This window comes from Ruegeria sp. CK3 (assembly GCF_056536565.1).
The window spans coordinates 180417-194505 of record NZ_JBQFPV010000011.1 but is presented as its reverse complement, the minus strand read 5'-3'; the positions used below and the strand labels follow the sequence as shown (position 1 = coordinate 194505).

The following is a 14089-nucleotide window of genomic DNA, read 5'->3' as shown; positions in this document are numbered from 1 at the left end:
TTTATAGTCTCAATAGAGTGTCCATCAGCTCATCCACGACCGAGATGAGACGCGCATTGGCCGCGTAGGCCTGTTCGATCTGCATCAGCTGTTGCAGTTCCTGATCGGTATCAACGCCCTGCTCCGCCTCTAGCTGCTGCATCTGCTTCTGGGCACCGGTGGCGAATGTTTTGCGTTGTTCGGCGACATAGGCATCTGCGCCAACGCGCGACATCATAGCCTCGGCGATCTCAGAGGCGCGCATATTTCCGGTGCCAAAGATCGCCCCTGCGACCGGGCGGGCTTCGATCAGAGCGGCGCTGAACGCCTGCAGCTGGGTCGAAGCTCCGGGGTCATTCGGGGCAGCTGCGCCGAGACCAGCGCGCAGCCTCCAGCTGTCTCCGCCGGAATCCGGGTCGACGACCGCGTTGAGGTTGATGCGAGAGGCAAGCCCCGTCAGCATTGTCAAATCCAGACGGTTGCCGCCGTCTGTGAACAAACCCGGATCGGTGGCCAATGCCGTTGGATCCAACCCGGGTGTTTCAAACCGTTCCACAAGATCGCGCGTAACTGTGTCGAGCTGGGTTTGCACTTCGGGGGCAAGTTGGTCGCGGATTTCAAATTGGGCCGCCAGCGCACCACCACGGATCTGAGCGGAATCACCGCTGGTCCGGACCGGGTTTCCGTTCATCTCCAGCCCCGACAGCAAGCCGTTGCCAACGGTCATATGAGGTTGAGTGTCGCCTGTGGTGGTAAAGGAAAACTCAGCCGCTTTGCCTTCAAGCAGGATCAGCCCGCCATCGGAGTAGAGAGAAACACGGTCATTGTCGCGCGGGACGACATTGACCGGAATCAGCTCATTGACCTGGTCGATCAGAACCTGCCGCTGATCCAGAAAGGCATTGATGTCACCGCCTGAGTTCCGGATCGCGGGAATTCTTGCGTTCAGATCCTCGATATCCCTGAGGGTCTGGTTCAGGCTGGCGATATGCGAGCCGATCGTCCGGTCTGCGTCCGAGCGCAGCTGCCGCAATCCTTCGGATGCCCGGTTCAGACTGGCGGCCAGGTCGCTGCCACTGCGGGCCACTTGATCCAAACGCTCGACCGAGTCAGGCAGGCTGGCGGCGGTGATCAGACTGCTTTCGAACTCGGCCAGACGATTGGAGAGAGATGCCGCGTCCTCGGGCGTGCCCACGACCCTTTCAAGCTGAGTGTGAAAGTCGGCCAAAGCGGATTGGTGCGACAGATCGGCGTCGGTGGCGCGGCGATTGGCCGTCAGAACCGGGTCCTGATGCCGAATGATGCCTGCGGTGCGCACGCCATTGCCTGAAATCAGGCTGGTGGTCAGCTCCAATGAGCGTTTCGCGTAGCCGGGCGTCAGGGCGTTGGCAATGTTTCCGGAAACGACCGACGCACCCCGGCTGGTGGCGGTCAGGCCGGTCATGGCGTTGTTCAAAGCTGTCGACAGGTTCATCCGACGGGTCCTTTCCGAGGGTCAAAGTCAGCGTTTGATATTGGTAGTTTCCTGCAGCATCTCATCGACGGTCTGGATCACCTTGGCGCTTGAGGAATAGGCGCGCTGTGTCTTGATCATCGAGGTCAGCTCGGTCGCGACATCCGTGGTGGATTCCTCGCGCGCGAAGGATACAAGGTCTCCGGTTGGGCCCTCGCCCGCATTCCACAGGAAGAACGTGCCACTCTCACGCGACGGTGCGTAGGTCTGGCTATCCAGCGCGGTCAGGCCGTTGGGGTTTGGGACATCTGCCAGAGGGATCTGGAACATGCGGCGGCTGACGCCGGTGTCGTAGAAGGCGTAGACATACCCGTTTTCATCGACCTGAACGCTGGTCATCGTTCCCACCGCTGACCCGTCGCGCGTGATCGAGACGGGGGCGAAGGTGTCCGACAATTGCGTGATCCCATCCGCATCGCCGATCTGGCCGATATTGATCTCCATCGGACCGCCCGCGACGTTCACCACCACGCTGCCGGTTGCTGGATCATACGCCCCACCTGTTACCGGAGTGACCGTGGCAAGCGTACCGCCTGCGGTCCGGCTGTCGGTGAAGGTCAGAGTGTACTCGCCGATCACCGTCCCGCCTGACGCTGAATCGCGCATGATCATGGTCCATTCATTGCTGGAGCCTGTGGCCGGAACGGTTGGTACCAGCTCGATATCGACGCTTTCGGATTTGCCCAGGTTGTCGAAATATTCAACGGACAGGGGCTGTGTATCACCTGGCGCGCCCGCATCTGTTGCGGTCGCGGGCAGGTTCATGCGCAGGTTCATCTGTGTTGTTGGGGCGCCTGACAGCTGGTTAACACTCAGCTGAATGGGCTCAAGCGCCGCTGGCGTATCCCGAGGCGCAGCAGGGATCGAGCCATCCGGGTTCGCGCGCCATCCCAGAAGCACCAGACCCGATTCGGTGACCAGATAGCCCTGATCATTGGTGCGAAACGACCCGGTGGTGGTCAGCAGCATCTCATTCGAGCCACCTGCAATCTGCGAGCTTGGCCGCACAGGCAGCATCCCCCGCCCACGCACCGCCAAATCGGTCGAGTTGTTCGTAGTAACCAGCGAGCCGCGTTGATCAATCAGCCGCTGGCTTGTAGTGCGCACACCACCGGCGGAATAGCTGCCCCCCTGGCCCGAGGTGACCATGGAGTGAAAATCCGTCTCCACCCGCTTGTAGCCGTAGGTCGAGGAGTTGGCGATGTTGTCTGAAATCGTAGCCAGCCTGTTGGCATTGGCCTTCAACGCCGCCACACCGGCATTCAGCGAAGAGGAAATGGTCATTGGCACGCCCTTCAGTTGCGTCAATCGTTGATGCAAAAGCTAACGCGCTGGGCCTTAACAGCGCGCTAACAGGTAAAATGCCACCTATCCTTTAGCGATTTCGCAAAAAGATCACCTCGATCCGGTTGTTGCGAACGGCCATGGGATTGCTGTTCGACAACTCTCGGTCCGCGTGCCCGGTCACCCGGTCAAGCCGTTGTTCTAAAAAACCTTTATCCTCAAGAAGCTGCCGGACAACCTGCGCCCGCGCGGTGGACAGATCCCAGGCCGGGTTGTCGGCCAGAACCACCGGAGACGCGCTGACATGCCCTTCGACGGCGACGTCATTGCGCACCAGATCCGATGATCGGGCCACCAACAGGGCAAGCGCGCGCATCATCGTGGTCGGCTTGTCTGTTCCCGATTCGAACAGAGGCTGATCCTCGGTGTCGAACAGTTCGACCACCAACCCTTCGTCGGTGACACGTGTGACGATGTGCTTCAGCACCTTGTCCGACACCATACTCTCACCCGTGCGCCCCAAAAGTTGCGCCTCGAGCGTCGAGAAATCCTCGGTCGTTCCCTTGCCTGCACCGTCGGCATCCACTCCGGTGGAGCCGCGCGCCTTTCGGGCATCGGTCGGGAAACGGGCGCTTGCACCCGATCCGTCCATCACCATCGTTTTCTCGGAAAACATGTTGTTGCCGCCAAAGGCCCCATCGCCCCCACCCGAGACCGGGTTCACCGGAATCGTTGGCGAGAAATAGTCCGCCAGCCCTTTGCGTTGTTTTTCGGTCGTTGCATTCAGCAGCCACATCAACATGAAGAAGGCCATCATGGCCGTGACGAAGTCCGCATATGCGACCTTCCACGCGCCACCGTGATGGCCATCGCCACCTGATGCACGCTTCTTCTTGATGATGATTGGCGCCGCATTGGTTTGCGCACCCATCTCCACCACCTTTTTTCACCCAGTTACAGTCGTAGCAGTGCAGGTCTTAAGGGCGGCTTAACACTTAAAATGCTTCGGATTTCGCCTCATCGCGGCAAGCCCGCCGACGCCCTGCGCAGGATCAGGGACAACCGGTTGAAGCTGTTCTCAATGCCCTCCGGATCGGTTTTGCCGAAGAAGCTGTCCAGCTCATCATGAACACGCACGGCCTGATCCAGCAGCGGGTCCGAACCCTCGGCATAGAGACCCGCCCGGATCATCACTTCGGACTGCTCGTAGCTGCCCACCAGTTTGCGGGTCTCCGAGATCATCTGGTTCTGGGCCTCGGTCGCGGCGGCAGGCAGGCTGCGCGACACCGACCGGCTGAGGTCAATGGCGGGGAATCGCCCGCGCTCGGCGATGTCGCGGCTCAGGACGATATGGCCGTCCAGAACGCCACGCAAGATATCTGCAACGGGTTCGTCCATATCGGAGCCAGCGACCAGAACGCTGAAAACGGCAGTGATGTCGCCCTGCGCCTGTGTGCCCGGACCGGCGCGCTCACACAGATTGGCGATCAGGGGTCACCGACGGAGGGAACCCACGCAGTGAGGGGGATTCCCCCATCGCCACGGCGATTTCACGATGCGCCTCGGCGAAGCGGGTAACCGAATCGGCCAGGAACAACACATTGAGGCCCTGATCGCGCAGATACTCGGCCACCGACATCGCCGACCACGCGCAGCGGCGACGGGCCAGTGCGGACTGATCCGAGGTCGCCGCCACCACAACTGCGCGTTTCATCGCCTCGGGGCCCAGCGCATGGGTCACGAATTCATTCACCTCGCGTCCGCGTTCCCCGACCAGAGCCACCACAACCGCATCCGCCTGCATCGACCGGGCCAGAGTCGCCAGCAGCGTCGATTTACCCACACCCGAGCCAGCGAATAGACCCACGCGCTGGCCCTGTACGATGGGCAGCATGGTGTTGAGCACAGACAGACCCGTGGCCATCCGCTCACCCAGCGGTTTGCGCTCTACGGCGGGCGGAGGAGGTTGCACAATGTCCCGCGCCTGCGCCCCCGGCAGCAACGGTTTTCCGTCCAGCGCCCGGCCAAACGGGTCAATGACCCGACCCAACCAATGCATCCCCGGCGCAAACTCTGGCGAGGCCTTCAGGCTCACCCGGTCGCCAAGGCTGACGCCATCGGGCGCAGAGCCGGGAATCATGTGGATATGCTCGGCCCCCACATGCAAAACTTCGCCCTCAAGATCAGGACCAGCGCGACGGTGGAGCGTCAACAGGTCACCGATTCCCGCATGTTCCGTCAGGCCGCTGACCTCGATCACCCCATGCGCCACGCCGGACACAAGGCCCATATGGCGCACCGCGGACAGCCTGTCGAATTCGTATTTCAGAAGCATCGGATCGAGATCGGACATTGTGGGTTCTCCAACTGGGTTCTGAAAACGGTTTCTAAAGGAATCGGGGTTAAGCCTTGATTGAAATTGATCGAGGGAGAAGCCCCGATGTTCTATGACCTGAACGTCTTTAAGACAGCGTACGCCATGGCAACCCACGCCGGACAACGGCAGGCCGTCATTGCGCGCAACATGGCCAACGCTGATACACCGGGCTACCAGCCCCGCGATATCGAGGCCTTCAACAACGCATTCGAAAATACCTCAGCCAAGACCGAAATGACCGCCACCCGGCAGGGTCATCTGAACGGCAGCAGCCCATCCGGGCAGAGCTGGGCCGAGTTTGAGGCTGAGCCGCGCGGTGATCCCAATGGCAATGGCGTTTCGTTGGAAGGCGAGATGCTCAAAGCGATTGAGGTCAAGCGTCAGCACGACCGCGCTCTGGCGATCTATCGCTCGTCCATTGGCATTCTGCGCACCAGTCTGGGCCGTGGGTAAGGAGCGTTTGATGTGAGCGATTTTTCCCATTCCCTATCCGCCTCGGCCAGTGCTTTGCGCGCGCAGGCGGCCCGTTTGCGGCACGTGTCCGAGAATATCTCTAACGCGGATACGCCCGGATACCGGCGCAAAACCGTCCCGTTTGAGACGGTTCAGCAGGATGGCAAGGCAATGGTGCAGGCGGGCCGTGTGCAGCTGGATCGCCGCGACCTGTCGCGCATTCACGATCCAAGCCACCCGCTTGCGGATGAAAGCGGGCACTACCTCGGCTCGAATGTCGATCTGATGATCGAGATCGCCGACGCGCGTGAGGCCCAGCGCAGTTACGAGGCCAACCTCAAGATGTTCGATCAGACGCGGCAGATGTCGTCGTCCCTTATGGAATTGCTTAGAAAATAAAGGAGAGCCAGAATGGATATCCGATCCCTGACCGCCGTACAGAACTACACGGTGGCCCGACCTGCAACGCAGGCCAATCCCGACCATGCAGGCATGGCACAGGGCCTGCGTTCAACGTTTCAGGACTTTGCCACAACCCTCAAGCAAAGCGAGCAGATATCGCAGGCCGCGATGACCGGGCAGGCCGATCCGCATGCGCTGGTGCAGGCTCTGGCCCAGACTGAACTTGCGGTCGAAACGGCCGTGATCGTCCGTAACAAGGTGGTCGAGGCCTATCAGGAAATCCTGAGAATGCCGGTCTGAGCCATGCTGAGCGAAGGTCTTTTCTACGACATCGTCCGTCAGGCGCTTTGGGTCGCAGTGATCACCTCGGTCCCGATCCTGACAGTGGCGCTGATCTCGGGCCTGATCGTGGGCCTGTTTCAGGCCCTCACCTCGGTGCAGGAGATGACGCTGACCTTCGTGCCCAAACTGATCGCCATCGTTGTCGTGTTCTGGATTTCGATGGGGTTCATGACCCAGACACTTGTCACGTTTTTCACGGGAACCCTGGTTCCGCTGATCGCAGGAGGTCGCTGATGGATACCGCCTATGTCACCCTGTCCCGCCAATCCGGGCTGATGAATGAAATGCGGCTGGTGGCGAATAACATCGCCAATGCCAATACCACCGGCTATCGCGCGCAGGGGCTGGTGTTCTCGGAATTTGTCCGCGACATGCGGGGCAATCCGTCCCTGTCCATGAGCCGGGCCGAGGTGCGCAATACCTCCCAGCAGCAAGGTGTCCTGACCGAAACCGGAGGGCAGTTCGACTTTGCCATCGAGGGGGACGGCTTCTTCATGGTGGAAACACCCGAAGGCAACCGCCTGACCCGCGCGGGCAGCTTCTCCCCCAATGCCGAGGGCGACCTGGTCGCACCGGATGGCGCGCGGGTGTTGGACAGCAATGGCTCGCCGGTTTTCATCCCGCCCGATGCGGCCTCGATTGATGTGGGCAGCGACGGGACGCTCAGTGTCGAAGGGCAATTGCTGGGTCAGATCGGGGTCTACCGCGTCGAAGACCTCAAGGATCTGGTGCGCGAGGGCAATACGCGGTTCAGCACGACAGGCAATATTGACCCGGTTGATGAGCCGGTTGTCCTGCACCGATTTCTCGAAGGCTCGAATGTCAACGCCATCGCTCAGGTGACTCGGCTGATCGAAATTCAGCGCGCCTACGAACTGGGTCAGAGCTTTCTCGAAACCGAACATGAACGGGTACGCGGCGCGCTAAAAGCGCTGATGCGCTAAGAAAGGAGACACCCCATGCGGGCATTGAAAATCGCGGCGACGGGTATGACCGCGCAGCAAATGCGGGTCGAGACGATCTCGAACAACCTCGCGAATATGAACACCACCGGATACAACGCACGCCGGGCCGAGTTCGCGGATCTGCACTACCAACAGATGGCGCGGGCCGGCGCGGTCAATGCCTCAGACGGGACGGTGCTGCCAACGGGTATTCAACTGGGTCTGGGCGTTCGCCCGGCGGCTGTGACGGTGCAGCTGGCACAAGGGGCCGTATCGGCCACGGGCAATGATCTCGACGTGGCCATCGAAGGGCGCGGCTATCTTGAGGTGACACTGCCCAGCGGCCAAGCTGCCTATACGCGCGATGGCAGTCTGAAACGCTCGGCCGAAGGGCTGATCGTGACATCGGACGGGTTCGCCGTCTCACCCGAGATCACAATCCCAGATGACGCTCGGTCCATTTCGATCAACGCGTCAGGCGAGGTCTACGCCTATTTCGACGATGCGCCCGAAGGCCAACGGTTGGGCGAGTTCACCTTGACCAGTTTCTCGAACGCCAAGGGTCTGGAGGCCATAGGCAGCAACCTGTTCAAAGAGACCGAGGCCTCTGGCGCACCGGTGCAGGGCGTCCCAGGTGAGGACGGGCTGGGCACATTGCGGCAGGGATACCTTGAGGACAGCTCGGTCGATGCCGTGCGCGAAGTGACCGAACTGATCGAGGCCCAGCGGGGCTATGAGATGAACGCCAAGGTCATCACCGCCGTCGATCAGATGATGAGCGCAACGACGCAGGTGCGCTGATGCGTGTGTTGCTGCTTGGCCTGATCCTGTTGGCTCCGGTTGGGGCCCTAGCCGAGATTGTGGTGCCGACCCGAACGATCCGCGCGAAAGAGATCATCTCGTCCGCAGATCTTGAGACAAAGCCCCGTGACCTGCCGGGGGCTGTAACCGATCCGAATGCGTTGATCGGGCAGGAGGCCCGCGTTGCGCTCTATCCCGGCCGACCCATTCGCGCGGCGGATGTCGGTCCACCTGCGCTTGTGGATCGCAATGATCTGGTCGTTCTGGTGTTCAGCAGCCAGCCGCTGTCGATCACCACCGAAGGCCGCGCGCTGGGCCGGGGCGCGGTGGGGGACCGGATTCGCGTAATGAACCTGTCCTCGCGGACAACAGTGACGGGCCGTATCCGGTCTGATGGTCAAATCGAGGTAAAATGATGTCTGGATTGTCAAAACGGCTTCTTCTTGCGGTACTTACGATTTCGGCCTGCGGGCGGTTGGATCACCTGGGCAAACCGCCCAGCTTCACCCCGACCGAGAATTCGCCGGAACAGGTGGCGATGCTGTGGCCGGGCCTGCCCTTGCATACTCAACCGCAGCGAACGGTGGATCGGTCGTCGCTTTGGAGTGGGGGGCAGCAGTCGCTGCTTGGTGACCAAAGGGCCATCAAGAAAGGCGATATCCTGACCGTCGTGATCGAGCTGGACGAAGAGGCTGAGATTTCCAACAACACCAACAGGTCGCGGTCAGGATCTGAAAATCTGTCGGCGCCGCACCTGTTCGGATTGCCACAAAGGGCACAGGACAAACTGCCCGAAGGGGCCTCGTTCGACGAGGCCGTTGGGATCGAATCTGAGGCCTCAAGTTCCGGCCGCGGATCGGTGCGACGGAATGAGAAACTGACCCTGCGCGTGGCCGCAACGGTGATCGATGTGCTGCCGAACGGAGTGCTGTCGATCTCGGGCGCGCAAGAGCTGCGCGTGAATTTCGAACTGCGAGAGCTGCTGGTGGCAGGTTATGTGCGCCCACAGGATATCTCGCGCAAGAATGAGATCACCTATGACAAGATCGCCTCGGCGCGTGTGTCCTATGGTGGTCGCGGGCAGATCACGGATGTGCAACAGCCGCGCTACGGCCAGCAGATCCTCGATACCGTTTTGCCGTTCTAAGGAGTTCTCATGATCAAGAAACTGCTTCCTGTGATCTTTTTGGTTGTTGGCACGAGTGCCGGCATCGGCGCTGGGAAATTCCTTGGCGGCGGCGAGGTGAAGGTCGAGTCTGAGAAGGCCGCAAAGGTTGAAAAGGCGGACAAAGAAACAAAGGAAAAGCCCGCCAAGTCCAAGGAAAAGGACAAAGGGAAAAAAGGTGAGGGTGGAGGCTTCGAGTACCTGAAGCTCACCAAGCAATTTGTCGTGCCGATCGTGGAGGATGAGGAGATCTCAGCCCTCGTCACCATGTCCCTGAGCCTTGAGGCAAACTCGGCCATCACCGAAACCTTCTACGCGATCGAGCCAAAGCTGCGGGACGGTTTTTTGCAAGTGTTGTTCGATCACGCCAATACCGGAGGGTTCGACGGTGCTTTCACGCACTCCGACAACCTCGGCACCTTGCGAAAATCTCTGCTTGAGGTGGCGAAGAAGGATCTGGGCGACGATGTCTCCAAGGTTTTGATCATGAGTGTCAGCCGCCAGGATACCTGAGGTCGTCACGGTTTAGGCCGTGACCGCGCGCGTTTTTGTTCGGCCTTGAGGGTGTCATTCAGGCGTTCAACGGCTTGTTGGCGCCCAAAGGCCTGACGCAGTTGCTGCAGGGCTGCAAGTTTCTGTGCCCGGCATCGCGCCAATTCCATGTTCAATTGCCGCCGTGTCGCGGCCTCCCACCCGTTCCACAAGACATCGGTTCCGGTGATCTGATACCCATCGGGCACCGCACTGTCTTGTCGGGTTTGCACGACCTGTGCGTCCAGACGCGCCAACTGAGCCTGCACACGCGCTTCGGCCTCCAACACGGGGCGCAGCTTTTGATATTCGCTTTGATAGACCGCTTCGGTGACTGACTTCAGGGCGGGCAGTTCATGGCGTTTCATACAATCTGTCCTTTCGCGCGCTTTCGCATGGCTTCGGCAAACCGGATCGCAGCGGCGACCGGGCGGTAGTGCTCTTCGGCGATCTCCTGCCCGATCTCGACGGTTGCGTGAATCGCGCGCGCCGTTGGCGGGTCCGAATGGATGGGCACGCCAGCCTCGCCCGCTGCCGACCGGATCGCGGCGGCTACCTCGTCGACACCCTTGGCCACACAGACGGGTGCCGCCCCAGCTGACCGGGACCATTTCAAAGCGACCGCGTAGTGGGTCGGGTTCACGATCACGACGTCGGCTTTCGGCACATCGGCCATCATCGGATTGGTCGCAACCTCCTGTGCCCGCGCGCGGCGCTGTTGTTTGACATGCGGGTCGCCTTCGGCGTCCTTGGTCTCATCCTGGATTTCCTTGCGCGACATCCGGTTCTTGCGCATGTGCTCAGCATATTGCCAAACGTAGTCGACGACCCCGATCGCAAGTGCGATGGCGATTACGATGAACAGAAAGCGAAACAGCAGGTTCATCATCAGCAAGATAGAGCTATGGGCTGGAGCGGCGCTGGCGGAAACGATCTCGGTCAGGTTGGCCTTGAGGAACAGGGCCAGACAGGTGCCGTAGATCAGCAGTTTGGCAAAGCTCTTGGCGAATTCGAACAGCCCGCCCCTCCCGAACTTGTTCTTGGCGTTTGACAGGAGTGAGATCCGCGAGAGCTTGGGTTGTAACTTGGTGGGCGCAAAAATCAATGCGCGCTGGGCGATGAGGCTCAGCAAAACCGCCGCCGTCGGAAGCGCAAACAGAAGGGCCACCGGCGAAAGCGCGCCCTTCAGCATTCCGGCGACCGGTGCTGTTGCAGGCCCCGATGTAACAAGCTGAGCGATGTCATCCGACTGGTCGATCAGAACCACAAACAGCGTTCCCATTTGATCACCGGTGAACTTGCCGACCGTCAGCAGCGCGATCAGCAACCCGGTATAGGCGGCAACAACAGACAGATCGTTGGACTTTGCAACCTCACCTTTTTCGCGTTCTTTCTGTAGCTTCTGAGGCGTCGGGTCAAAGGACTTGTCACTGTCGTCGTCGGTGCTCATCGACCGGACTCCAGTGGGTTGAGGGTAAATGAAAACAACGCATCTGCCCAAACAGACAGGATCAGGGGTGCCCCGGCAAATAGCAGGAACAACCCGGCAAAGGTGATGGCGGGGGCACCGACAAAGGCAACCATCAGCTGCGGCATGGCCCTGTTGATGACCCCGAGGGCGAGGTTGTAGATCAAGGAGGCGATCACGAACGGGGTTGCCAGCGCAAAGGCCAACCCAAAGTTGTGGGCGACTTGCCTGATGCCCCATTGTGATAGGTCAGGGGCCGAAAGGGCCCGCCCCATCGGGAACATCGCGTAGCTGTGGATAAGGAACTCGGCAACCCGGATGTGCAGCCCCATCAGCGCCGCAAGGGCCAGTCCGGCCAAGGCTAGAAACATCCCCAACGCAGGGGCCGGGTCGGCAGCCGCGCCACCCAGAAGCTGAGACAGCGAGGTCGATTGCGCCGCAATGGACCCGGCGGTCTGCAGGGCCAGCACAAACAGGCGTAACCCGATGCCTAGAACCATGCCGATCAGAACCTCGGTGCCGACCAGGCGCGCCATCGGCAGCAGGCCCGGATCGGATTGCGGGGAAGGCACCGCAGGCAACACGATCAGGGTAAAGGCCATGGCGACCGCAAGCTTGACCCGGATCGGGATGCTGCGTTCCCCAATAGCGGGCAAGAGGGTGACCACAGCGGACACCCTCAGAAATACGGCAAACACGTGCCACAACCCCGTGCCGAGTTGCCCCAACAGCTCGGGCGGCAGGGCAATCATGCGAGTACGGTTCCGACCAGGGCGGGGCGAGCTTCGAGCCCGATTTCCTCGAAGGAGAGAACCGGATTGGACACCCCGCGCGCCTGCATGATCGAGCGCAACAGGCGGCGCCGGCGGGTTGAGGTCACAACGGCCGGAAACAACCCGTGATCAGCGGATTGTGCGACGCTGTCCACCACTCCATCGGCCAGCTTGTTGAACAGGTTGGGGGGCAGCGCCACGTCCAGCCCGGCGGCGGGGCCGTCGATCTGGTAGCTGGCGAACGTATCCTCCCATTCCGGAGCCAGTTGGATCAGTGGGATCGAGCCATCCTCACGCTTCATTTCGGCCACCAGCTGGAAGCCCAGCCGTTGGCGGACCAGTTCGCAAATGCCTTCGGGCTGAGTGGTGGTTAGGCGTGCTTCGGCCACGCTTTCAAGGATCAGGGCCATGTTGCGGATCGAGACACGCTCATCCAGTAGCAGCCTCAGAACCGCGTGCAGCGTGTCGATCGGTACCTTGTCCGGGATCAGCTCATCCAGCAGTTTGCGGTTTGCCTCGGCCCGGACGGGATCGCTGAGGCGGGTCATTTCGGACAGCAGACGCCGCAGGGATTTCAATGTCAGAAGGCGTGAGAAGTTCTGCTTGATGATCTCCAACACGTGGGTCGCCAGAATTTCGGGCGGTGAGACGATGGTGGCGCCGTTCAGAGCGGCATCCTCTTGATCTTTTGGCAGAATCCAGCGAGCGGGGGCGCCGTAGACAGGCTCGGTCACGTCATTGCCGTCGGGCAGAAACTCATGCCCGTCTTGCACCAGCGCCAATACCAGATCGGGGTTCAGCACGCCGCGCGCTTGTTCGACGCCCTGCACCTTGATGACATAGGTGCCGGTGGGCAGATCGGCGCGGTCGGTCAGGCGGATCTCGGGCAGGATGAGGCCAAAGGACGAGGCCACATAAGTCCGCATATTCGCAATGCGCGCGTCTAGCCCGGTTCCGGGGTTTAGCACCATGCTGACAAGGTCGGGCGCGAACTCCAGATGTACATCGTCCAGATCCAGAATATCGCCAATGGCTTGCGAAACAGGGGTTTCCGCTTCGGGCGAGGGGGTCTGGGCCTGAAGCGTCTCGGCCTTCTGCTTTTGATGGACCCTGTAGGCCGCGTATCCCAAGACACCCGCGCCCAGCATGAAAGGCAGGAAGGGCAGGCCGGGAACGAGGGCGAAGAGAACCATCAACACAGCCACTGTGCCCAGCGCGGCCGGGTGTTTGCCAAGTTGCGAGAAGATGGCATTGTCGGTCGCGCCCTGTGTGCCGCCGCGCGCGAGCAACAGGGCCGAGGCGATGGAGATGATCACCGCCGGGATTTGTGAGACCAGACCATCGCCCACGGTCAGAATGGCGTAGGTTTCAAAGGCGGATGTGACCGGCATGCCATGCACGATCACGCCCATGACCAGTCCCATCACAAGGTTCAGCAGCGTGATCAGCAGCCCGGCGACTGCATCACCTTTGACGAATTTCGACGCGCCGTCGAGCGAGCCAAAGAAGGTCGTCTCTTGCTGTTCGCGTTCGCGCCGCTCTTTGGCTTGCTGGTGGTCGATGGCCCCGGCAGACATGTCGCTGTCGATGGCCAGCTGTTTGCCCGGCATTCCGTCCAGAGCAAAGCGTGCGCCGACCTCGGCCATCCGCGCAGCGCCTTTGGTGATCACCATGAAATTCACGATCAGCAGGACGCAGAACACCACTAGGCCCAGAAAGATACTGCCGCCCATCACGAAGTTGGCGAAGCCTTCGATGACGTTGCCCGCCGCATTTGGCCCGATATGGCCCTGACCGATGATCAGTTTGGTGGATGAGACGTTCAGCGACAGCCTCAGCATCAGCGAGGCCAGCAGGATTATCGGGAAGGATGAGAAATCCAGCGGGCGTTCGATGAACAGGGTCAGGGTGAAAATCAGAATGGCCAGCGCGAAGGAGGCGGCCAGCCCCACATCCAGCACCCAGGCCGGCATTGGCAGGATCATCATCACGATGACGGTCATCAGCGCCAGTGCCAAAAGGACGGTGGGCGAGAACAGGGACCGGGCGTTTGTGGT

16 protein-coding genes and 1 pseudogene are annotated in these 14089 nt (G+C 60.7%); 9 read left to right on the top strand and 8 right to left on the bottom strand.

Translation table 11 applies throughout. The features are described from left to right. Position 1: 1 nt before the first annotated feature. The 4 genes and pseudogenes from flgK to ACR0C3_RS18170 all read right to left on the bottom strand — a co-directional run bounded on the left by flgK (position 2) and on the right by ACR0C3_RS18170 (position 5111). Positions 2 to 1453 carry a flagellar hook-associated protein FlgK gene (flgK, locus tag ACR0C3_RS18185; protein WP_480759793.1) on the bottom strand — a complete coding sequence of 484 codons (1452 nt, stop codon included), beginning with the start codon at positions 1451 to 1453 and terminating at the stop codon, positions 2 to 4. Between the two features lie 27 nt (positions 1454 to 1480). Continuing rightward, entirely contained in the window at positions 1481 to 2776 is a 1296-nt protein-coding gene (locus ACR0C3_RS18180) for a flagellar hook protein FlgE (RefSeq protein WP_480759791.1), read from the bottom strand. Positions 2777 to 2867: 91 nt separating this feature from the next. Then, positions 2868 to 3707: a flagellar motor protein MotB gene (locus ACR0C3_RS18175; protein WP_480759790.1), complete on the bottom strand. Its 840-nt coding sequence runs from the start codon at positions 3705 to 3707 to the stop codon at positions 2868 to 2870. A gap of 86 nt (positions 3708 to 3793) precedes the next feature. Beyond that, positions 3794 to 5111: pseudogene (locus ACR0C3_RS18170) on the bottom strand (FliI/YscN family ATPase). A 105-nt stretch (positions 5112 to 5216) separates the two neighbouring features. Between ACR0C3_RS18170 and ACR0C3_RS18165 the strand changes: the two are divergent. From ACR0C3_RS18165 to ACR0C3_RS18125, 9 genes are read left to right on the top strand one after another with little or no spacing between them, the layout of a single operon-like run. Then, on the top strand, positions 5217 to 5606 hold the full coding sequence (locus ACR0C3_RS18165) for a FlgB family protein (RefSeq protein ID WP_480759789.1): 390 nt from the start codon (positions 5217 to 5219) through the stop codon (positions 5604 to 5606). A gap of 12 nt (positions 5607 to 5618) precedes the next feature. Further along, a complete protein-coding gene (gene flgC, locus ACR0C3_RS18160; RefSeq protein ID WP_170479807.1) occupies positions 5619 to 6005 on the top strand; it encodes a flagellar basal body rod protein FlgC in 387 nt (128 codons plus the stop codon). Positions 6006 to 6017: 12 nt separating this feature from the next. After that, on the top strand, positions 6018 to 6308 hold the full coding sequence (fliE, locus tag ACR0C3_RS18155; protein WP_480759788.1) for a flagellar hook-basal body complex protein FliE: 291 nt from the start codon (positions 6018 to 6020) through the stop codon (positions 6306 to 6308). A gap of 3 nt (positions 6309 to 6311) precedes the next feature. Further along, positions 6312 to 6584: a flagellar biosynthetic protein FliQ gene (locus tag ACR0C3_RS18150; RefSeq protein WP_170379938.1), complete on the top strand. Its 273-nt coding sequence runs from the start codon at positions 6312 to 6314 to the stop codon at positions 6582 to 6584. After that, positions 6584 to 7294, top strand: coding sequence for a flagellar hook-basal body complex protein (locus tag ACR0C3_RS18145; protein ID WP_480759787.1), 711 nt, complete (start codon positions 6584 to 6586; stop codon positions 7292 to 7294). Before ACR0C3_RS18150 ends, ACR0C3_RS18145 begins: the two co-directional genes overlap by 1 nt. A 15-nt stretch (positions 7295 to 7309) precedes the next feature. Continuing rightward, complete coding sequence (gene flgG, locus ACR0C3_RS18140) at positions 7310 to 8095, top strand: flagellar basal-body rod protein FlgG (RefSeq protein WP_480759786.1); 786 nt, start codon at positions 7310 to 7312, stop codon at positions 8093 to 8095. Then, positions 8095 to 8511 (top strand): flagellar basal body P-ring formation chaperone FlgA, encoded by a 417-nt coding sequence (gene flgA / locus ACR0C3_RS18135; RefSeq protein ID WP_480759785.1) that lies wholly within the window; start codon positions 8095 to 8097, stop codon positions 8509 to 8511. The genes flgG and flgA overlap by 1 nt, the downstream gene beginning before the upstream one ends. Next, positions 8511 to 9242: a flagellar basal body L-ring protein FlgH gene (flgH, locus tag ACR0C3_RS18130; protein ID WP_480759783.1), complete on the top strand. Its 732-nt coding sequence runs from the start codon at positions 8511 to 8513 to the stop codon at positions 9240 to 9242. The genes flgA and flgH overlap by 1 nt, the downstream gene beginning before the upstream one ends. 9 nt (positions 9243 to 9251) lie before the next feature. Continuing rightward, positions 9252 to 9773 carry a flagellar basal body-associated protein FliL gene (locus tag ACR0C3_RS18125; RefSeq protein WP_480759782.1) on the top strand — a complete coding sequence of 174 codons (522 nt, stop codon included), beginning with the start codon at positions 9252 to 9254 and terminating at the stop codon, positions 9771 to 9773. A gap of 5 nt (positions 9774 to 9778) precedes the next feature. On the opposite strand, the gene ACR0C3_RS18120 is transcribed toward ACR0C3_RS18125, so the two are convergent. From ACR0C3_RS18120 to flhA, 4 genes are read right to left on the bottom strand one after another with little or no spacing between them, the layout of a single operon-like run. Beyond that, the gene (locus tag ACR0C3_RS18120; RefSeq protein WP_480759781.1) at positions 9779 to 10159 is read right to left on the bottom strand and encodes a hypothetical protein; all 381 of its coding nucleotides are present in this window, start codon (positions 10157 to 10159) and stop codon (positions 9779 to 9781) included. Then, positions 10156 to 11241, bottom strand: coding sequence for a flagellar type III secretion system protein FlhB (flhB, locus tag ACR0C3_RS18115; RefSeq protein WP_480759779.1), 1086 nt, complete (start codon positions 11239 to 11241; stop codon positions 10156 to 10158). The genes ACR0C3_RS18120 and flhB overlap by 4 nt, the downstream gene beginning before the upstream one ends. Further along, positions 11238 to 12011, bottom strand: coding sequence for a flagellar biosynthetic protein FliR (locus ACR0C3_RS18110; RefSeq protein WP_480759778.1), 774 nt, complete (start codon positions 12009 to 12011; stop codon positions 11238 to 11240). The genes flhB and ACR0C3_RS18110 overlap by 4 nt, the downstream gene beginning before the upstream one ends. Next, positions 12008 to 14035: a flagellar biosynthesis protein FlhA gene (gene flhA / locus ACR0C3_RS18105; RefSeq protein ID WP_480759813.1), complete on the bottom strand. Its 2028-nt coding sequence runs from the start codon at positions 14033 to 14035 to the stop codon at positions 12008 to 12010. The genes ACR0C3_RS18110 and flhA overlap by 4 nt, the downstream gene beginning before the upstream one ends. Positions 14036 to 14089: the final 54 nt, after the last annotated feature.